The sequence below is a fragment of the Treponema sp. OMZ 805 genome (assembly GCF_050937395.1).
In the GTDB taxonomy this organism is placed as follows: Bacteria; Spirochaetota; Spirochaetia; order Treponematales; family Treponemataceae; genus Treponema.
This window is the reverse complement of the sequence record NZ_JACCLP010000014.1, coordinates 1-19,946: the sequence shown is the minus strand read 5'-3', so window position 1 is coordinate 19,946 and position 19,946 is coordinate 1. Positions and strand designations below refer to the sequence as shown.

Below are 19,946 nucleotides of genomic sequence, written 5' to 3'. Positions count from 1 at the left end.
CTTAGCAATTTTTATCTAATTTTGACAATAGCAGCCGATAAATGTTTTCCGCTTGCTTATTAAAACAAACATGGTAGACAGTCATATTACTTTTTGTTTCCATTAAGTAGGCATAAACGGTAGAAAGAGCAATTGCTGCTGCTTCCTCCATAGGATAGCCGTATACGCCTGCACTAATACAGGGAAACGCAATTGTTTTACAGTGAAAGTCTGCGGCTAGGATGAGCGAGTTGCGGTAGCAGCTTGCAAGCAGCTCCGGCTCCCCGTGCTTACCGTCTTGATATATCGGCCCGGGGGTATGGATAACGTATTCTGCAGGGAGCTGATACCCGCGCGTAATTTTTGCCTGTCCTGTTTTACACCCTTTGAGCGCACGGCATTCTTCCAATAATTCGGATCCGGCAGCACGGTGGATAGCTCCGTCAACGCCCCCACCGCCGAGCAGGGATGTATTTGCCGCATTGACGATTACATCTACTTTAAGTGTAGTTATATCGGCGCAGATGATTTTGATATCCATAACTTCCTATATTTTTATTTATACCATCGATTACCGAATCCGGTATATTTTTTGAATTAAAAAACCGGCAGCCTATACCTCATCGTTTGTATGATAAGAAAAGCTGAGGGGGCGGCTGCCGGTAAAATATTTTAATGAATCATTCCCATTCTATATCGACTGTTACGTCACCGGTCGGCTTAGGATCATCAGGTTTAGGATCATCGGGCTTAGGATCATCAGGTTTAGGATTATCGGGCTTAGGATTATCAGGCAACGGGGTATTGCTTACCGATGTATTTGATTCATTAGTGTTCGAAGGATCCGAACCGACATTTGCTTCACTCGTACTCAAACTTGAACTTCTTGTTGCAACCGCGACAGGTACGGATACCGTACCGGTATTGCTGATTGACGTCCATTCCCCGCCTGCTACAATCTGCGGGATACCAACGCCGGATTCCGCTTCAAGCAGTACAGCGCCGTGATCTACAAGTAAGTTTTGCCCATCAAATTCAAATCCGGTACCGCGGACGGAAGCGGTCGCAGTCGGACTTTTGACCTTAAATTCCGCTTTTTCACCTTCACGCGGTGTAACCTCAGCCTTAACACGTCCTGCCATCAAAAACATCTGAGTCTTTGTTGTTCCTTCGGATTTTACCAGCTCTTCAATGGTTAAGCGGGTAACGGGCTTTACTGTTAGTGTTGCCGATTCAGTTTTAAGAATGGCGGTACTCTTAAAACCGGTAGAGATAAAAGAACCTGCGGGTAAAACATCACCTGTTTTTGCGGTTTTCCAATCTTTTCCGGGGAGTTTACATTCAACCTTCCCCGCAACTTCCGTGATTGTTGCTGTCAGAGTAGCTGCTGCCGAGAGCGAGAAAATCCCCGCTATGCAGAGTATTAAAATTCCTAAAGATTTTTTCATGGTAACCCTCCTAAAAAATTATCTTTTATAGATGAACTGTAAATGCGAATTTCGTTAACCATTGTAAATTATATCCCATAATGATCTTTTTATTGGGTACGAATATACCGCCGACGAATGATGCATCAAAATCATCATAAAACTGATAGGCGAGTTTCGCCGATAATTCGGAACCGACATAAGCCGACGTTTTCTTGATATTCGGAGAAGTCAGCGCTATGTATGATACTTCCGTTAAAAGCCCCCGAACAGGACGAACGCTTGCCGTAAGTCCTGCCGTAAGTATATCGCTGAATCGACCTACCGTCGTATCGGCAATGACGGTTTGCTTTATGTCTGTAATCGGTATAAATGATCGCATTGCTCCCGTACCGTCATAGTCGCCTGCTGCCCAGTCGAGCTTACCGGTTATCGTAAAATAGCGCCAATCGGGGTTGAAGTATTGCACGGAAAGACCTGATGCGAGAGAGTAAAATAATTGCGTATCTTCACCGAATTGAACTGCTGCCCAGTATCTCCAGCTGACATTCCGACCTATCCGTCCGTGAATATACGGTATAAAATACTGCGTATGAGTCCTTCCGGTTTGCTTGAGTAAATCGAATTGCGCCAACATATCGAAACCGAATGTATGCGAAGGAATGAGTCCTTGGAAAGCGGTTGAAAGAAGCAAGAACAACCGCTGCGGAGCAAGTGCCTTTTCCTTATTGCTCAAACGTTCAATATCATCTTTATCTATCCTTATTTTCGCATCGGTTTTATAGGTTAAGCCCGTATAGCCGAGTGCGAAAGCAATATCAGCGTTCTTGATTGTAAGACCGACTTTTGCCCCGTCAAATAAACCGCGCAGAATTTTATTTGAATACTCGTTGAATGAGGTCCGTCCGAGCGCCCATTGGATGCCAATCGTATTGAAAGCCGTATTGCCCGACCAATCCGTTCTTTTCAGTCTAAATGCTTGGGTAAGCGGAAGTAACTGAACCGCTCCCTTAGGCTTAATCGGGAAAGTACCTGAAAACCGTGCCTCGCCGGAAATATATATCGATGAAAAATCTCCCGTAGGGAATTCAATGAATGCTTCCGTGGCATTCGCCTGCGATATGTTAAAAGCTTTATTGGTACCGTTTAAGTCGGTACTATTTGAAAGGTTGAATCCGAAGTCCAATGCAGCGGCATACATTGTCATACCGCCCGCGATAATGAGAAAGGTTAGTATACGTTTCATTATTCACCGCCTTGTACCATACCGACGCGGCCGAGTATTTGCAGCATTGATGCTCCTGTCATAGAAGCGTCGGGATTGTTTTTGCCTTGGATAACTGCGAGGTACCGCAGATCACGATATGCATATCGAGGGCAGGGGTAGATACGGTACATCATACCGCCTTTTACATCGAAGGCCTTCATCAATAAAAAGGCATAGGTCTTGACCGGTATCACATCTTCCGCCGTAACCGAATCCCGTATCAAATTTTGATTTTCGCTTTTGAATCGCTCAAAAGCTGTTTCAAAATCAAGCCCGTCGGAACCGTCATCCAAAGCTGTCTGTATCAGATAGGCAGCCTGTCCAAAGGTCGCGGCTTCGGTTTCTAAAATTTTATCGATCTTTTCAGCTGCTTGACCGAATGTTGCTGCCGCGATAAGTAACATCGCAACGGCAATATATAAAGTACGTTTCATGCTGTCCCCCCTTTTATAAAAAACAAAGTTTTTAACATCTTCCCATTGTATAACTCACGTACATATCATACTATAGATTTAATAGGGAGTAAAGAGTGAAGAAAAAAACTCATTTGTCTTCGGTGGTTATACCGTGTATTGTCGGACTGCTGTGTGCAGGATTATATTTTTTTCCGTTTTGGATAGGTGTTGAAAATCGGCTGTATGATTTCTTTTTGGGATTAAAGTCCGCTGTTAAAGAAGATTCTTCGATTGTGCTGCTGGATATCGATGATGTGTCTATCGAAAAAGTCGGCTTATATCCGTGGCCGCGCAATACGATTGCAAAAGGCTTGGAAGCGTTGACGCAACTCGGCGCCGAATTTGCGGTCTTCGATATTGAGTATATCGATAAAAGTCCGATGAGTGTGGATTTTACCTATTTAAACGGTACGTTAAAGTCCGAGTTTGCCGCTTCTTTTGAAGAGATTGGCGCAAATGTACAGGATATTTTTGCAGCGCTTGCCAATAACCAAATTACACTGCCGGAGGCGGGCATATACGGGAGCGAATTGGTAGATTTAATCGATCAATCGCGCGACACTCTCTACCGGCATACAAAGCAGGTTGCGATAGAGAACGACAGCTATTTGGGACAGGCAATGCGGCTGTTCGGTTCGTCGTTTATTACGGTTAATATGCAGGATGATCCTCCAAGCGAGGGTACGGAAGATTTATATGCGATTGCGAAGGAGCGCTTTACCTATCCTAAGCTCAAAGTGAACGCTCCCCTCACGGAAGGTCGGCACAGCGCTTTGGTACCGATACCGGAAATCAGCCGAATGGCGGCGGGAGCGGGCTTTACCAATGTGCATATCGATAGCGATGGCGTGAGGCGGCGTATCCGGTTGACGGATAATATCGGCGGTACGGTGTTTATGCAGCTTGCCTTTTCTCCGCTGTTGCGGAAACTGGGTTCTCCCGAAGTTGTCATCGATAAAAACCTCGTTACGTTGATCGGCGCCGTGTATGACGGTAAAGAAGAAAATATTTCAATACCGCTTGATTCAAGCGGTATGATGTTGATTCGATGGCCGAAAAAAAACTATCAAAACAGCTTTACTCATGTTCCTTTCTATTTATTGATTGATTATGCCGAAAGCGGAGAAAAAACGGCAAGCAGTTTACGCCTGTTACGGGCAAATCAAGGATGGAACCTCGGCCCCGGCTACGCGCCGATCGATACATGTATGCAGCTATGGGATGAAAGCGAAGAACTACGCCGTACTGCCTTGGAATCGGGGTCTGTGCAGGATAAGGAAGCTTGGCTTACTGCTGTGCAGACCTATTGGGATACGGTAAAAAGCTTTTTTGAAATGGACTACGGTACGTCGGTAGCGCTTTTGTTCGACGAGGCAAAACAGGCAGGGAATCCTGAAGATGCGGAACTTTACGATCAGGTAAAAGCCGATTTTGGAACGCTCTATGCAAACGCCGCCACATCGTATAACCGGCATACGGAGCTTGAAACGGCGCTTGCCGGTAAACTTAAAGATGCTTTTTGTATTATTGGGTGGTCAAGTACCGGTACAACCGATATCGGTGTTAACCCGTTTCACAGCGAATATGTGAATGTCGGTACGCACGCTGCGGTCGCCAATACTATTTTGCAGCGTGATTTCTTACAGCAAGCGCCGGTTTGGGTGTCGGCTCTGCTCGCGATTGCGTTTTCTTTCGGTATTATTGTGGTTATCCGCCGGTTCAGCACCCTTGTTCAGATTATTGCAGGAGTTGTGCTGTCCCTCGTCGTGCTGATGGTGAATCAACTCATATTCCACTTTACCGGTATTTATATCTTTATTATCTCACCGGTACTGGCACTCTTCGTATCGTTCTTAACCTATTCGATGGTGTCGTTCATCATCAGTGAGCGCGAAAAGAGCTTTCTCCGCAAAGCATTCGGCACATACCTTTCCGGCGATGTTATCAATGAGATGATAGAAGATCCTTCTATGCTGAAGCTCGGCGGGCAGAAAAAATGGATTACCGCAATGTTTACCGATGTTAAGGGCTTTTCTACAATAAGTGAAGCGCTCGATGCCGAACAACTGGTTAAGCTGCTGAATATCTACCTTTCCGGTATGAGTGATATTATCTTAGAGCAGCGCGGCACTATCGATAAATACGAAGGGGACGCCATTATATCGTTCTTCGGCGCTCCGGTAGATTATAAAGAACATGCCCGCCTCGCCTGTCATGCCGCAGTGCTGATGCACCGTAAAGAGGTTGAACTGAACGAGCTTTTTATGCGCGAGGGGATGAGCCCTAATCCGCTTTTAACCCGCATCGGGATTAACACCGGTGATATGGTTGTCGGGAACATGGGTACCGAACGGAAGATGGACTATACGATTATGGGTAACGCCGTCAACCTTGCCGCCCGTTTGGAAGGCGTAAACAAGCAGTACGGTTCATGGCTTTTGATTTCCGATATGACGAAAAACGAAATCGGCGACGAATTTATTACCCGCCGGTTCGACCGTGTGCGCGTTGTCGGTATCAATACACCGGTGCAGTTATGGGAGCTGGTTGAATTGAAGGAGGCTGTCGATTCGGCAACGCTCGACTTTTTGCGCCGTTTTGAAGAGGCTCATTGCGTGTTCGACCGGCGGGATTGGAAGGAAGCAGCTCGCCTTTTTAAAGCGCTCCGCGAAGAGCGGCCGGATGATGGTCCCTCTGATGCCTATCTGCGTAAATGCGAGGCCTTTATCCAAAAGCCTCCTGCGGACAACTGGGACGGTGTATTCAGCCTTACGCAAAAATAGGATAGAAAGGTAACCGTATCAGCGAGTAAATCAAATATCGCAGAATAAAGAGGCGGGGCTGTTTAAAAACCGTCTGATGCGGTTGCCGCGATATTAATAACCGTGGCGGCGATATTCAGCGTTGACTTACGGTGCGAAACGAGGACAACTGTCTTTCCGGCGCCGGATTCCTTGAGCGATTTAAGGATGATACGCTCGTTAAGGGCATCCAGATTGCTGGTAGGTTCGTCGAGAAGGAGTAGGGGAGCGTCGTGCAAAAATGCACGGGCAAGTCCGATACGCTGTTTTTCTCCGCCCGATAGGGTGTCGCCGAGTTCCCCGACCGGCGTATTATAGCCGTCTGGAAGGGTGGTAATAAAGTCGTGAATCGATGCTTTTTGTGCCGCCGCGATAACTTCTTCTTCCGACGCATCCAACTTACCGATTTTGATATTGTCGGCAATCGTGCCTTTGAAGAGCTGACTTTCCTGTGTAACGCAGGATTCCATCGCCCGCAACGCTCCGGTCGGAACGGTTTTTATGTCCTCGCCGGAGATGCGTATCGCGCCTTTTTGCACTTCCCAAAACCGCATCAGCAGTTTAAGTAGGGTAGACTTGCCCGAACCGCTTGCGCCGTGTATGCCGGTAATGCTATCTTTTTGAATGACGGCGCTGTAATCGTGCAATATCTGTTCGTTGCCGTAGCTGAAATCAATATGATCGGCTGCTGCTCCTTCAAATGAGCGCGGTTTGCCGTCAGCAGGGATTTCTTCTACGAGCGGCTGTTCTTCCAATAGGCTCAAGATACGGTCGCCGCTTGCGAGCGTTTGATGTAAATTATTGGAAAGCTGCGCAAGAGCAAGCACGGGGCCGAAAGAGGCGGTCATGCCGAGTGTTATTCCTACGGCGGCGGCAAAGTCGATGCTTCCCTGCCGGAAGAGTACAATAGAAAGAAAAAGTTGAGCAAAAGTAAAGAACAAAATGACCGTGTTCGTTTCAATACGCTGCCGTGCTTCCTGTGTACTTAGATATTCCCCGCCTTTCCCGAGATTATCCGAGCGCTGCCGCAGCTCGGTTCGAATACGTTCCCCTGCCCCGTATTGGATAATTTCTTCCAAGCCGCGCAGGGACTCAAGGACAAAGCTATTCAAATTTCCGAACTCGGTCCTAAAGGCAAGTCCCTGTTCGCTTGTCCGCTTGCCGTTGCGCAGCGGAATAATCACACCGATTGTAATATATCCTGCGAGTGCGACCGGTACTGCGATGAGGCTGCGGCTGCCGAGAAAGATCAGCATACAAAGGGATGTTACTGCTGCAATAATGATGGGGGAGATGGTATGTGCATAGAACACCTCCAACAGCTCGATGTCGGTAGTAATCAGGGAAATCAAATTCCCCTTGTCTTTGCCTTCAAGTTTCGCAGGCGCGAGTTTCCGTAATACGCTGAATACCTTATGCCGGATAATGGCCAAAAGCTTAAACGCAATATAGTGATTGCAGTATTGCTCTCCGTAGCGGAGCGCTCCCCGCAGAATCGCAAGGATGATCAATATCATCACGATGTGCTTCAGATTGAGTCCCAAGAGGGGCGTTCCGGCTGATATATGGGTAGGGAGCGCCGCGATAATTGCTTCGCCGCCGAGGATCGTGATAAAGATCGCGCATAAAAATCCGAGCACTCCTGCGGTAATTGCCAGCAGCATAACGGGAAGGAGTGGACGGACAAGGGTAATCAGCGAGTCCATTATGGTAAGGGCGCTTCTGCGTTTTGATGTATTCATTTATCGCTCCTTCTGCACTGCTTGAGTATGGGCGGTGCCGCCATACCGTTCCAGCTCCGACTGGCTTTTGTACAACGCGCAATAGCGGCCGTTTAAGGACATCAATTCGCTGTGGGTACCTTTTTCCGTAATCCGCCCGTGTTCCATAAAGTAGATGCAGTCGGTGTCTACGCTGTTTGCTAACCGGTGCGAAATAAGCAGCACCGTCTTGGTCTGTTTCAGTTCATGGATAATCTGTAATATCCGCTCTTCGCTTTCGATATCGATATTGGAAGTTGCTTCGTCAAAAATATAGACGGGGCTGTCGAAAAGGAGGGCGCGTGCCAATGCAAGCCTCTGCCGTTGCCCGCCGGAAAAATTCATACCGCCTTCCTGCAGCTCGGTATCTAAGCCTTTTTGCGTATCTAAGAAATCAGCGAGGTTTACTTTTTTGAGCGCGGCGGTCATCTCTTCAGCCGAGGCGTTCGGCTTTGCAATCCGCAAATTATCCCTGACGGTTCCCTTAAAAAGATACGCATTGTGTTTTACGACTGTAATATGCTGCATGATATGGCGTTCATCGATGGTTTTCAGTTCGTCTTGGCCGAATAAGATGCGCCCCGTATAGTTTTTATGTTTACCGGAAAGGAGCGCCGCAATCGTGCTCTTGCCGCATCCGGATTCCCCTGCAAGGGCAATAAAGGAACCGTGCGGAATGGTAAGGTTGATGTCTGTAAGGATTGCCCGTTGTCCGGTATAAGAGAACGAGATGTCTTGGACGCTGATGCCGACGGCGCTGTCGATGGCGCCGTGCGCTTCCGCAGGTTCGGGTAAATCGAGAATATAAAAAAGTTTATCAGAGGCGGCCATTCCGTTCATCGCAATATGGAAAAAAGAGCCGAGCAATCTGAGGGGAATAAAAAACTCCGCCGACAAGAGGATAATGCTGAATGCCGCCGCAATCGAAATATCCCCTGCGGCAAATTGATATGCTGCGGTGATGATACCGGCAGCAGCTCCCCCGTAGGCAATTACATCCATCACGGTAATGGAGTTAAGCTGCATACTGAGCACCTTCATTGTGATACGCCGGAAATGTTCCGCTTCTCTGTCCATCTCCTCGGCTTTTGCCTCATCCGCCTGATATATTTTCAGCGTTGTCAGTCCCTGAAGGTTTTCCAAAAACCTGTCGCCGAGTCCCGCATACGCGCCCCAGTATTTACTGAGCAGCCGCTTGGCGATTTTTTGCACGGCGACAATGGAAATGGGTATCAGGGGAACACAGCCGAGGAGAATGACCGCCGCCTTAAAACTGACCGGCGCCAACACCGCAAAAAGGGTGAGCGGCGCAAGGAGACTGTAAAAAAACTGAGGCAGGTATCTACCGAAATATATTTCAAGCTGTTCGATCCCGTCAGAGGCGAGCTGTACTACTTCCGAAGTAGCGATGCTATCCCGATAGGCGGCGCCGAGTTTCAGCAGTTTCGCGTAAAGGGCATCCCGCAAGGTTGTTTTAACATCTCGTCCGGCAAGAAAGGCGTAGCGGGTTGCATATTTTGTTGCAACAGCCCGCACTGCAAGCGCCGCAACAAAAACAGCGCCAGCCGTTATCATCTCTTTTGAGGTAATCGTACCATTGAATAAGGATTCCAAAAGACGCCCGATAAAAAATACCGCCGCAATCTGTGAAACAAGGGCGATCCACTGCCACAAAACATTTAAATAAACGTAGCGCTTCGAGTGTGCTAAAAACGTAATTAATCTTTTCTTTATCATAAATGGATGGGAAATATATTATCACGCTGGGGAAAAATCGGCAAGCTTCGGGTAACAACTCAGGGTAACAACTCAGGGTAACAACTCCGGCTTGTTGATTAAAAAAGGAGCTGTCCAAAAAGCAGCTCACTTTTCAGACATCCCCTTTATCTCAAAAAACTGTGTAAGAGTATTCAGCAAGCCGGGTAGACCGGCGGATGCGGCATTTTATTGCTTTTGAACGTCCTCGCAGATATTTGCTTCCGTTTCGTTATCGAAGAAGCGCGCTTTTTCCATATTCGGAACAAAGTGAAGCGATTCACCGATTCCCGCTTCGACCGCGTTGAATGTACGAGCGATAATCTGCTGGTTATTTGAAGCCAGATAGAGGTGTGTTTCCGCCCCGAGCGGTTCTTTAACGGTTATCTTGAGTGTCATGCTGTTTTTAGCAGTGTCACTTTCGGCAACAAGTTGTAAATCTTCCGGCCGAATACCAAAGAATACATTTTTGCCGACGTACTTCTTTAAGTATTTTTGCTGATCTTCGGTAGGTGTCAATACAAAGGTGCCTTCGTCGATAGCGATGCCGCCGTCTTTTTCTATGACTTTAACGTTTAAGAAGTTCATGGGCGGCGAGCCGATAAAGCCTGCTACGAATTTATTCACGGGATGGTTGTAGAGATAGAGCGGCGAGCCGATTTGCTGTACCTTTCCGTCTTTCATAACAACGATTTTGTCACCCATGGTCATCGCTTCAACCTGATCGTGTGTAACGTAAATCATCGTGGCTTTTAAGCGGTTATGCAAGTCGGAAATCTCGGCGCGCATCTGAACACGGAGCTTTGCATCGAGGTTGGACAACGGTTCGTCAAATAAGAATACCTTGGGGTTACGGACAATAGCGCGTCCTACTGCGACACGCTGACGCTGTCCGCCTGAAAGTGCCTTGGGTTTACGGTCGAGCAGTTTTTCAATGTCGAGAATGCGGGCGGCTTCGTGTACGCGGCGTTCAATTTCCTGTTTATCGACTTTGCGTATCTTTAATCCGAATGCCATGTTGTCATAGACAGTCATGTGCGGATACAGCGCATAGTTTTGGAAAACCATTGCGATGTTACGATCTTTCGGAGGGACGTCGTTCATGCGTTCGCCGTCTATGTACAAATCGCCTTCGCTGATTTCTTCAAGTCCGGCTACCATACGGAGTGTCGTCGATTTACCGCAGCCGGACGGTCCGACGAATACAACAAATTCCTGATCTTCGATAACGATATTGGCATTCTCTACTGCACGGACGTTTCCATCGTAAATTTTGCCGATACCTTTCAGTTCAACTTTTGCCATTACGGCCTCCTAAAAATTATCCTATAAAGAAAAGTATACCGTCAAATTCCGCATCTGTCAAACAAAAACATTAGGCTGTCAAGGACTAAAAGTAGACGGTGTGCGGCATATTTTCAAAAGGAGCGGAGTATGCTATACTCCTCTAAGAGTATGCTTGAATTAAAACCGATTATCATAAAAGAAGAAGACGACAAGAATGATGTCTATTATACGCTGACATGGACGGCCTTAACACGTGCGGATAAATATAAGATAACGACGTCCGTTCCTGCAATTGCCGGTATGTACGAGTTGTATTATATGGATACTCACAAACGGCTTAATCTATTGGCGATTACGCATGCGTGGTATGGAGGCTTGCGGAGTAATTTGCGACAAGCAATCGATCCGTACCATACGCATGACCTTGCGATGCGTGCGCTGCTTGAAGAATCCCCACTGTATTACCGATATTCCTGCTCCGATTCGTTTGGAGATCTTTTGGATACCGTATGGTTTTTGCATAATGTGTATTTTCCTGATGATGTACGGGTGGAGCATTCGCAGCGGTATCGAAAAATTTTTTTACGAGAACAAGCTCCCGATAAAATATATTGGTTGGATTAACCTATGAGTAAGCTTACAAAAAAAGAGATTGGCGCACATATTGCGCTCTTTGTTGCGGCGCTGTTTTGGGGAACGACCTTTGTCGCAATCAGCAGTACGAATGACTATTTTCCTCCCGCCTTTTTGGTCTTTATGCGGTGCGCTATCGGAGTAGGAGTGTTGATGCTGGTTTTTATCAAACGATTAAAAAACTTGTCCCGTTCCTACGTTGTCGTATGCGCCGTTCTCGGTTTCCTTATGACAATCGGTTATCTGATGCAAAATCTTTCGATTGCCGTAGGATGCCCTCCGGGGCGTTGCGGTTTTTTGGTTGCGACTTATTGCGTTATCACTCCGTTTATTGCATGGTTCGTATGGAAGAGAAAGCCGAATATCTATCACGTTATTGCAGCAGTGCTCTGTTTGGTAGGCATCGGCTTTATTTCGATGCCGGATCTTTTAAAAGCTTCCAATGTCGGCTTAAATCTCGGCGATTTTCTTGCACTGATAGGCAGTGTGGTTTTTGCTGCTTATCTCGTGTACCTTGGCCGGTATGTCGACACCATGGATCCGATTTTGCTTACGATTGGAAATCTTTTTTTCGGCGCTGTGTATGCAGGTTTATATACCTATTTTTTTGAAGACAGTACTAAAATCGTCTGGAATGGGCATTCCATCTTTGCAGCTCTTTATTTAGGTATCATTTGTATGTCTCTTACTAATATATTGCAGGCGATCGGTCAACGAGAGGTTGTTGCATCGACGGCGGCGCTCATCTTCTCCCTCGAATCGGTATTCGGTATTATCCTTGCTATTGTGTTCTGGCATGAGAAGGTTACAGTCTCGCTTTTAATCGGTTGTGTTCTCATTTTTATTGCGATTGTCATTTCCGAAACAAAGCTCGGCTTCCTCAAGAAAAAATTAAGCAGTAATGTGTTCAGGAAAATTTTCTCTCAGATAAAAGCTAAGTAATCCGATGACCGATAGAGAATGGCAGGCTTTTGCCGCCTTTAGAACCGACTTTAAAGCGTCATGTCGGCAATGGCTGAATCGTTGCGGCTATGAATATGCTGCACCGGATGAAGCTGTGTCATCTGTGCAAAAATCGGCGGGACAGGGGAGACTTCACCTGTTACAGCAGGCAGCTGCGGCAGAAAATAAAACCCCTGCCTACCCGCAAGAAACGCCCATCGTGTATAATCATAGCTTGGACGAAGTACAAGCGTCAGATAGGATAAAACTGATTATTATCAGCGATAATCCGGGAAAGAATGAGCAGCTGCATAAAAATCAACGCTATCTGGTGGGGCAGGCAGGGAAGGTTGCGGAAGGCTTTTTTCGCCGCAATCCCGAACTCAACATCGATTTTAGGCGAGATGTTATCATCCTCAATAAAACCCCCGTTCATACGGCAAAGACAAAGGAGCTTAATTACCTCCTCAAGCACGGCGGCGAACAATTCCGCAGCCTTTTTGAAGAAACGCAAATATGGCTTGCCGCTCATACTGCTGCCCTGCAACGTGTACTGGGGTGTCCGCTCTGGCTAGTGGGATACGGTGAATTACGAAAAAAATCTCTTTTTACCGCTTATGCGGAAGAACTGCGGCAGCAATACGGCGGCAAGCCCGATGCGCCGGTCTATGTGTTTCAGCATTTTTCAATGAATTGCTTTGCTATCGATTTTAAAAAATTGAGTGATGTGCATCGCTCTACAGAAGAAAATCTTAGGGCAATAGGTCTGCTGCACCGTAAAGAGATACTAGGTTGGTGATAATGGTAGCGAAAGGGTATAGTGTAAGAAAAGCGGAGTCGGGGGATTTGGCGGCGGTGATGCAGGTTGAACGGCAGAGCTTTGAAGAAAATATCGTTGAGGACGAAAGTGTATTTGCCGACCGCATCGTGTATGCTGTAGATTGCAATTATGTCCTTGTTAAAACCGCTACACAGTCGGTATGCGGGTACTTTACGGCTGAACTATGGGATTCGGAAAAGATTGGAACGGACGCATTTGCCTTAGGTCATTCGGTACGCGAGCGCCATCAGCCTGCAGGGACTGCGCTGTATATCTCTTCCTTTGCGTTATTGCCGGAGGTGCGCGGACAAAGCATTGCCGAAAGTTTTTTCGCAGCTTCTATAGAACGTATTGCTGCCGTTTTTCCGCAGTTGGAACGGATTATCCTGCTTGTGCATGAAGATTGGCATAAGGCTATTAGGATTTACGAAAAACAAGGCTTTATCCGTACACAGGTTTTAGACCGGTTTGCATGGTTCGGAAACAAGCTGGCTTTTATCTACGAAAAAACGATATAAGCGGATATGTCCTTTTGTAGCGTTTTGTCGCTTTTGTATTTATCGGATACTCCAAGCCGAGGTTCGAGAGAAAATTCGCAAATATTGACTTTATCGTTCATTTCTGCTTTACTAATCGGATGAAAAAAACAATCGTTTTTACTGTCGTTATATTCGGCTTTTATATAACAGCATTTTGTCAATCCATTACGACCGCGAGCGTATTTTTTGCCGGAATGTCTGAACAATACGCTGCGCTCTCCGATTACACAGCAAATCTCACCGTTTCAACCGGCTCCGGTTCAAAAGTTCAGACAATGGAAGCCACCGTCTACTTCAAACGGCCGAATCGGCTGCGCATTGATTTCACCAAACCGAACGAGCAGGTCATTCTATTCACCGGCGACACATTGACCATCTATGTTCCCTCCTATCGGATGGTTTTAAACCAGACGATAGAAAAAGATTCTTCTGCGGGTACAGCCAACCTTGCAACTCCCCAAGGCCTATCGCTGCTGAAACGCTCATACACAATTGCTTATGAAACAGGAGCAGAACCTCAGCCGTTGGAAGAAGGCTCCTCTCAGCAAGTCGTGGTACTTGCACTTAATCGCCGTTCTGCTTCGGAAACTTTTAGGAATATCCGGCTCCTTGTTTCGCCTGAAACAAAGCTGATTAGGCGAATTGAAGCATGGCCTATTTCGGGCAGCAAGATCACATTTGATTTTTCATACTATCGATTGAATACGGGCATTCCGGATTCCCGCTTTTTATATGATATACCGCCGAATGCGGATATGATGAATAATTTTTTATTTGAAGAATAACATAAGGAAAGAAATAGATGCAGGATATAGGCAATGTATTAGAAAAAGCACGCAATGAAAAACAGATAAGCCTTGAACAGGCTTCGCGGGAAACGAATATTGCCCGCCGCTATTTAGAGGCGCTTGAAACCGGTATGTATGAAGTCTTTCCCGGGGAGCCTTATGTTGTCGGGTTTTTACGGAACTATGCAGAATACTTAGGCTTAAATCCAAATGAATGTGTTACACTGTATAAACAGGCACGAATACAAGAAACAGCGGTTCCGCCTGAAACGCTGATCCCTCAAAAGTCATTCACCGTTCCACGCAGCGTATTTATCGGGATAGGAGTAGTCCTTCTTTTAATAGCAGTATTTTTTGTCGGTAGAATATTGATTACGAAAATCGATACCACGATAAAAAACAAACCGGTACAACCGGCTAAACAAACGGAGATTATAGAAAAAAAAGAGAAGGCTTCATACACCCTTTCTCAAGAAGTCTTTGAAAAACGAGTCTTTCAAGGCGATACCATTACAGTCCCTATCAATGGAAAAGATTATCAAATACAAGTTGAGAAAACAGCGCCTGAACTGTATCTTGCAACGGATATCGGAACACAAATCATTGCATTAGGTCAGAGCCTTGTGTTGGATCTGAACGGCGATGTTACCGCCGATGTGAAAATTTCAGTTGAAGATATTGATACGTCTGATGAATCGAAGGGCGCATTGGTGGAGATACTTACCACAGGTTTTTCCGAACCGGTTTCTGCAGAAGCATCCACAATAAAAATCTCCGATCAGGCAGCTCCGCCCGAATCTGCAAAGTACAAGGTACTGTTCGACGCCGGCTCAGCATATCCGGTAACTCTGAATGCAACATTCCGAAGCTATTGCCTCTTCCGCTACGAACAGGATAAAACCAATCGAGACGAACGGTACTATCAAAAATCGGAACAGCTGACCGTTCAGGCAAATAACGGTATCCGTATCTGGGCATCAAATGGAAACGCCGTTAAAATGCAAATTATTGCAGGTGGAAAAACCATCGATATAGAAGTCAGCCGTCCGGGCGAAGTCATCGTTAAGGATTTAAAATGGATCAAGGATGATGAAGCGGGACGCTATAAATTTGTGGTAATGGAAGTTGACTAAGTGGTTCTTTCTTGATCAGCATGGATGCGCTAAAAATCAAGTAGACGGAGAGCTGCTTATCGGTATCTTAACCGATAAAGGTTGGCAAAAAACTACCGAACCGGAAAACGCCGATCTCATCATTGTCAATTCGTGCGGCTTTATCGAGCCTGCAAAGCGGGAATCGATTGAAGCTGTTATCACTGCCCGCACGGCCTACCCTCAGGCAAAAATTCTACTGGCAGGCTGCTTGGCGGAACGGTATGGCGACATCTTTAAAACCGACTTTGAAGAAGCTGATGCCTTTTTTGGCAACGGCGACCTATCGCAGCTTCCCATACTTATCGACCGGCTTTTTCCGGTTCAACCCGAACTCCAGTGTGAACAGCCATTACCGGCCAAAGATCAACCGGCACAGTCTACCGAACACAGCCGCCCATTTCTTAAACCGGCGCAAGAAGGCGTATGCTGCGGTTCGCGCCCCGAACTACTCAACTTTCCCCGCTCTGCCTTTATCAAAATTACCGAAGGCTGTAATAATTGCTGCTCATTTTGCGCGATACCGCTGATACGCGGTTCAGTGAGAAGTCGCCCGCTTGACAGTATCATCAATGAAATACAGGGGTTTGTGCAGCAAGGATATAAAGAATTCAACCTCATCGGGCAAGACCTTGCAGTGTATGACGCCGCACCGCCTCTAGATAAGCTCAGCAACCGGCTTAATAGCGGATTACCCACATTGCCGACTCAACCAAAGCAGGGGCTTTCGGGATTGGCGCAGCTTTTACAGGCCATTTCCGGTATTGAAGGAAAATTCAGCATCCGGCTGCTTTACATCCACCCCGATCATTTCCCGCCGGATATACTGCCGATTATGACTGCCGATACTCGCTTTCTCCCCTACTTTGACATACCCTTTCAGTCCGGCTCCGAGCCGATTATCCGCGCGATGAACCGTTGCGGTTCTGCCGAAATCTATCTCAAGTTGATAGAAAATATCCGCGCAGCTTTCCGCACCGCGGAAAGCCCCTACGGGGAGGCGGTTATCCGTACTACTTTTTTAACCGGCTTTCCGGGAGAAACGCAAGCCGATTTTGAGCGGACGGCAGCCTTTTTGCAGGCAGCCCAGAGCCTATGGTCGGGAGCATTCGCCTATTCACAGGAAGAAGGAACCAAGGCTGCCGATATGAAAAAACAGGTACCGGCAAAAATTGCCGAACAGCGCAAGACTGCCCTTAACGAACTGCAATTAAAGATTACCGAACAAAAACTCTCTGCTTTTTGCGGGCTGGAAACGGACGTCCTTATCGAAGAGATTATCCCGCAGGAACAAAACAGCGAAGAAGAGAACACACAGGGCTGTATTGCGCTCGGACGGGCATGGTTCCAAGCGCCGGAAGTAGACGGCGCAGTGGTCGTCAATTTTTCCGAAACGCAAAAAGACAGCGAAGGGCAGCCGATAACTGCCGGCAGTCTGGTTCGGGTACGGATTACCGCCCTGCGCGGGATTGACCTCGAAGCGGACGCACTCTAAGTTTTGACCGGCTTTTTAAAGACATGATAATCCATATATAAACCTCCGACTTGACCTTTACTTGACCCATTAAAAATCAAGCAAAATTATCAGTTTTATAAGTCTATATATAGCAAGGAATAAACTATCGGGATGGAGGGATTTGAACCCCCGATCTTCTGGTCCCAAACCAGACGCCTTAGCCCCTAGGCTACATCCCGTTATGCGCATTGCCGGTAACTGAAATACGTCACGCAGTTGCTAGTAAGAATTGTAACTTTACTTAAAATAAAGTATCCTGTCAAGCGGAATGTCGCAGGATACACGCATCAGGTAAGGCAATGATTTATCATGTGGCTGTCCAAAAACTAAAAGCCTATCGGCTTTTTCTGTAGAGAAATGATTTATCATATCCGCTAACGCGGATTGCGTAACAGTTTTTGGACAGTTTCCTTCTACATTGACATTTCAAACGGAATCATCGAAAATATCTTCACGAGGTACTATGTTACTACAAAAAAATGCTGACCAACACCGGTGGAATTTTTCACGATTCGGCGGTGTTACACAGGTTCTCTTGAAGGATGCAGACGATATTACGCATCTGCGTGAACTCGACTTGAAATTATGGACGGTGCTGGCGATGCCGACACACGGGATATTTCTCGATTCTAAGACGGTTGCATTACTTGACAGTGATACGGACGGCTTTATCCGTCCGCCTGAAATTCTGGCAGCTGCCGATTGGATCGCCGCGCAACTTTCCGATCTTTCTTTATTGCTGGAAGAAGGAGATACGGTACCGCTTGTTTCAATTAAAGATGATATGCTTCGCTCCAGTGCCCGTTGGTTACTGGATCACATCAAAAAGAATGATGCGCAGGAAATTTCGATAGCAGATATAGAAACGCAAAAAAAATTTTTTGATGCCCATACACCGGATTGCAATGCACCGATACCGGTCGATGCTTCCGATGATGACAAACTAAAACAGATCATCAATAGTGCGGTGGCCTCCTCTATTGCAAACGGTGCGCTTGAGGACGGGTTGCAGCAACGCATCCAACAAGATCTGATAACCGATGCGCAACTCTTTTTAGCATGGCAAACGTCTTTAGAAGAAGAAGGTATCTTGCCCCTCGATTTGGAGCGTACGCAAAAAGCAGCGGCAGCGCTTACCGCTATAAAAGAAAAGGCAGAGGATTATTTTCTTCGCTGTAAATTAACCGAATATGATCCCGATAAAGCAGCGGCCTTATCCGCCGATGAACAGGCATTCCAACAACTTGCAGCGGAGGTTATCCGTTGCACTAATGAAACGCTCAATTCCCTGCCGCTTGCTTCCGCTGTTGCCGATAAGCCGCTGCCGCTGTTGAAAGGTGTAAATCCCGCATGGAAGAAACAGCTTCAATCTTTTGCAGACAATGCTGTCATCCCGCTGCTCGGCCAAAAGGAATGTATTACGCAGGATGAATTCGCCCTTATCGTACAGAAACTGACACCGTATCAAGAACGCTTAAACAGCAAACCGACATCTTCGGTAGCATTGCTCGATCGTTCATTCTTGCAAGCGCTCGTAAACGGTGAAAAGCAAGGAGAGGTTTCTTCATTTATTCGGTATGCACTAACCATCGAAAAAGAACGAGGAAACTTATCCAATTTGGAAAAGCTGATACTTCTCCGCCGTGATTTTGTTACAGTGCTGAAAAACTATATCAGCTTCAGCGATTTTTATGAGGGCAAAGGCTCCGTCTTTCAAGCCGGTGCATTGTATTTTGATGCACGCGCAGCAGATTTATGCTTTGAGCTTAACAGCGATGCTCGTCATGCAACGTTGGATACGCTTTCCGGCGCCTATTTGGTATACTGCGACATAAGTCGAAAAGGAGAATCAGGCAAAAAGATTGTTGCCTTGTTTACAAACGGAGATAGCGAAAATATTGTAGTCGGAAGAAACGGTATCTTCTACGATCGCGCCGGAAAAGACTGGAATGCGGTTGTTACAAAGGTTATTGCTAACCCGATTAGTGTCAGGCAAGCATTTTTTATGCCGTACAAGCAACTCGCTGCAATGATTGAGACCCAAATTGCAGCGCGGGCTGCAGCGGGCGAAGCAAAATCTGCCGATTTACTTTCCAAGGCAGCAGCCACCGTTACGACCGCCGACAAGCAAGCTGCCGCAAGTACCTCTCCAGCACCTGTCGCACCGATAGGTGTAAAAAAACTCGACTTAGGAACCATTGCCTTGATCGGTACTGCGTTAGGCGGTATATCAGCCTTAATCGGCAGCATTCTGCAAGCCTTATTCGGCTTAGGTTTTTGGGTTCCGCTCGGTCTTATCGGAATTTTGCTCTGTATTTCCGGCCCGTCGATGATTTTAGCCTCGATGAAATTGCGAAAACGCAGTATCGCGCCGATTCTTGAAGCAAACGGATGGGCGGTAAATATCCGCACGCGAATCAACATTCCGTTCGGAACTCAACTTACCAAACTCGCTACTATTCCGTTCGGCAGCATCGTTGTTCCCGTCGATCCCTTTGCCGATAAGAAAAACGGACGGAAAGCTTTGTTTATCATACTCGGTATTCTGATCGTAGGAGGCGCAGCTTTCTGCTTTATAAAATTCGGTCTACACCTTAATTTTTCGGACATACCGACTTATTTGAAAAATCTTCACTAGGTAAACCTCTAAAAGCTGATTCGCAATCCGCGTTAGCGGATATGATAAATCATTTCCTTACAGAACAAGCCATTAGGCTTGATTCGCAATCCGCGTTAGCGGATATGATAAATCATTTCCTTACAGAACAAGCCATTAGGCTTGATTCGCAATCCGCGTTAGCGGATATGATAAACCATTTCCTTACA

16 protein-coding genes and 1 tRNA gene are annotated in these 19,946 nt (G+C 46.6%); 9 read left to right on the top strand and 8 right to left on the bottom strand.

All coding sequences use genetic code 11. The features are described 5' to 3' along the window. Position 1: 1 nt before the first annotated feature. From HGH47_RS10370 to HGH47_RS10355, 4 genes are all read right to left on the bottom strand, one after another. Positions 2 to 520: an O-acetyl-ADP-ribose deacetylase gene (locus tag HGH47_RS10370; protein ID WP_212564669.1), complete on the bottom strand. Its 519-nt coding sequence runs from the start codon at positions 518 to 520 to the stop codon at positions 2 to 4. A gap of 139 nt (positions 521 to 659) precedes the next feature. Then, the gene (locus HGH47_RS10365) at positions 660 to 1,427 is read right to left on the bottom strand and encodes a FecR family protein (protein ID WP_212564670.1); all 768 of its coding nucleotides are present in this window, start codon (positions 1,425 to 1,427) and stop codon (positions 660 to 662) included. Positions 1,428 to 1,452: 25 nt separating this feature from the next. Then, positions 1,453 to 2,652: a hypothetical protein gene (locus tag HGH47_RS10360; protein WP_212564671.1), complete on the bottom strand. Its 1,200-nt coding sequence runs from the start codon at positions 2,650 to 2,652 to the stop codon at positions 1,453 to 1,455. After that, positions 2,652 to 3,107 carry a hypothetical protein gene (locus HGH47_RS10355; protein ID WP_212564672.1) on the bottom strand — a complete coding sequence of 152 codons (456 nt, stop codon included), beginning with the start codon at positions 3,105 to 3,107 and terminating at the stop codon, positions 2,652 to 2,654. Before HGH47_RS10355 ends, HGH47_RS10360 begins: the two co-directional genes overlap by 1 nt. Positions 3,108 to 3,202: 95 nt before the next feature. On the opposite strand from HGH47_RS10355, the gene HGH47_RS10350 reads away from it, so the two are divergent. Next, positions 3,203 to 5,911, top strand: a complete 2,709-nt coding sequence (locus tag HGH47_RS10350) for a CHASE2 domain-containing protein (protein ID WP_212564673.1) — start codon at positions 3,203 to 3,205, stop codon at positions 5,909 to 5,911. A gap of 62 nt (positions 5,912 to 5,973) precedes the next feature. Here the strand turns inward: HGH47_RS10350 and HGH47_RS10345 are convergent, their stop codons facing one another. The 3 genes from HGH47_RS10345 to HGH47_RS10335 form a co-directional block, all read right to left on the bottom strand. Further along, positions 5,974 to 7,671 (bottom strand): amino acid ABC transporter ATP-binding/permease protein, encoded by a 1,698-nt coding sequence (locus HGH47_RS10345; protein WP_212564674.1) that lies wholly within the window; start codon positions 7,669 to 7,671, stop codon positions 5,974 to 5,976. Beyond that, complete coding sequence (locus tag HGH47_RS10340) at positions 7,672 to 9,426, bottom strand: ABC transporter ATP-binding protein/permease (protein WP_432912215.1); 1,755 nt, start codon at positions 9,424 to 9,426, stop codon at positions 7,672 to 7,674. It lies immediately after the preceding gene. Positions 9,427 to 9,633: 207 nt separating this feature from the next. After that, positions 9,634 to 10,749 carry an ABC transporter ATP-binding protein gene (locus HGH47_RS10335; protein WP_212564676.1) on the bottom strand — a complete coding sequence of 372 codons (1,116 nt, stop codon included), beginning with the start codon at positions 10,747 to 10,749 and terminating at the stop codon, positions 9,634 to 9,636. Between the two features lie 150 nt (positions 10,750 to 10,899). Here HGH47_RS10335 and HGH47_RS10330 point away from each other — a divergent pair, with 150 nt between their 5' ends. From HGH47_RS10330 to HGH47_RS10300, 7 genes are all read left to right on the top strand, one after another. Further along, positions 10,900 to 11,355 carry a hypothetical protein gene (locus HGH47_RS10330; RefSeq protein WP_212566562.1) on the top strand — a complete coding sequence of 152 codons (456 nt, stop codon included), beginning with the start codon at positions 10,900 to 10,902 and terminating at the stop codon, positions 11,353 to 11,355. 3 nt (positions 11,356 to 11,358) lie between these two features. Then, on the top strand, positions 11,359 to 12,306 hold the full coding sequence (locus HGH47_RS10325; RefSeq protein WP_253675245.1) for a DMT family transporter: 948 nt from the start codon (positions 11,359 to 11,361) through the stop codon (positions 12,304 to 12,306). A 4-nt stretch (positions 12,307 to 12,310) separates the two neighbouring features. Then, on the top strand, positions 12,311 to 13,105 hold the full coding sequence (locus HGH47_RS10320) for a hypothetical protein (RefSeq protein WP_212564677.1): 795 nt from the start codon (positions 12,311 to 12,313) through the stop codon (positions 13,103 to 13,105). Positions 13,106 to 13,107: 2 nt separating this feature from the next. Continuing rightward, a complete protein-coding gene (locus tag HGH47_RS10315) occupies positions 13,108 to 13,644 on the top strand; it encodes a GNAT family N-acetyltransferase (protein WP_212564678.1) in 537 nt (178 codons plus the stop codon). 119 nt (positions 13,645 to 13,763) lie between these two features. Further along, positions 13,764 to 14,450 carry a LolA family protein gene (locus tag HGH47_RS10310; protein ID WP_212564679.1) on the top strand — a complete coding sequence of 229 codons (687 nt, stop codon included), beginning with the start codon at positions 13,764 to 13,766 and terminating at the stop codon, positions 14,448 to 14,450. Positions 14,451 to 14,467: 17 nt separating this feature from the next. Next, positions 14,468 to 15,586, top strand: a complete 1,119-nt coding sequence (locus HGH47_RS10305) for a helix-turn-helix domain-containing protein (RefSeq protein ID WP_212564680.1) — start codon at positions 14,468 to 14,470, stop codon at positions 15,584 to 15,586. Next, complete coding sequence (locus tag HGH47_RS10300) at positions 15,579 to 17,099, top strand: MiaB/RimO family radical SAM methylthiotransferase (RefSeq protein ID WP_212564681.1); 1,521 nt, start codon at positions 15,579 to 15,581, stop codon at positions 17,097 to 17,099. The genes HGH47_RS10305 and HGH47_RS10300 overlap by 8 nt, the downstream gene beginning before the upstream one ends. Before the next feature lie 127 nt (positions 17,100 to 17,226). On the opposite strand, the gene HGH47_RS10295 is transcribed toward HGH47_RS10300, so the two are convergent. After that, positions 17,227 to 17,299 (bottom strand) — tRNA-Pro (locus HGH47_RS10295). Positions 17,300 to 17,583: 284 nt separating this feature from the next. Between HGH47_RS10295 and HGH47_RS10290 the strand changes: the two genes are divergently transcribed. Continuing rightward, positions 17,584 to 19,758 carry a hypothetical protein gene (locus HGH47_RS10290; protein ID WP_253675240.1) on the top strand — a complete coding sequence of 725 codons (2,175 nt, stop codon included), beginning with the start codon at positions 17,584 to 17,586 and terminating at the stop codon, positions 19,756 to 19,758. Positions 19,759 to 19,946 lie beyond the last annotated feature (188 nt).

Bases quoted from the DNA above. Each gene is read 5' to 3' on its own strand.
- HGH47_RS10355 (WP_212564672.1), bottom strand. From the start codon at position 3,107: ATGAAACGTACTTTATATATTGCCGTTGCGATGTTACTTATCGCGGCA.
- HGH47_RS10310 (WP_212564679.1), top strand. From the start codon at position 13,764: ATGAAAAAAACAATCGTTTTTACTGTCGTTATATTCGGCTTTTATATA.
- HGH47_RS10365 (WP_212564670.1), bottom strand. From the start codon at position 1,427: ATGAAAAAATCTTTAGGAATTTTAATACTCTGCATAGCGGGGATTTTC.
- HGH47_RS10360 (WP_212564671.1), bottom strand. From the start codon at position 2,652: ATGAAACGTATACTAACCTTTCTCATTATCGCGGGCGGTATGACAATG.
- HGH47_RS10340 (WP_432912215.1), bottom strand. From the start codon at position 9,426: ATGATAAAGAAAAGATTAATTACGTTTTTAGCACACTCGAAGCGCTAC.
- HGH47_RS10305 (WP_212564680.1), top strand. From the start codon at position 14,468: ATGCAGGATATAGGCAATGTATTAGAAAAAGCACGCAATGAAAAACAG.
- HGH47_RS10335 (WP_212564676.1), bottom strand. From the start codon at position 10,749: ATGGCAAAAGTTGAACTGAAAGGTATCGGCAAAATTTACGATGGAAAC.
- HGH47_RS10320 (WP_212564677.1), top strand. From the start codon at position 12,311: ATGACCGATAGAGAATGGCAGGCTTTTGCCGCCTTTAGAACCGACTTT.
- HGH47_RS10325 (WP_253675245.1), top strand. From the start codon at position 11,359: ATGAGTAAGCTTACAAAAAAAGAGATTGGCGCACATATTGCGCTCTTT.
- HGH47_RS10315 (WP_212564678.1), top strand. From the start codon at position 13,108: ATGGTAGCGAAAGGGTATAGTGTAAGAAAAGCGGAGTCGGGGGATTTG.
- HGH47_RS10330 (WP_212566562.1), top strand. From the start codon at position 10,900: ATGCTTGAATTAAAACCGATTATCATAAAAGAAGAAGACGACAAGAAT.
- HGH47_RS10370 (WP_212564669.1), bottom strand. From the start codon at position 520: ATGGATATCAAAATCATCTGCGCCGATATAACTACACTTAAAGTAGAT.
- HGH47_RS10290 (WP_253675240.1), top strand. From the start codon at position 17,584: ATGTTACTACAAAAAAATGCTGACCAACACCGGTGGAATTTTTCACGA.
- HGH47_RS10345 (WP_212564674.1), bottom strand. From the start codon at position 7,671: ATGAATACATCAAAACGCAGAAGCGCCCTTACCATAATGGACTCGCTG.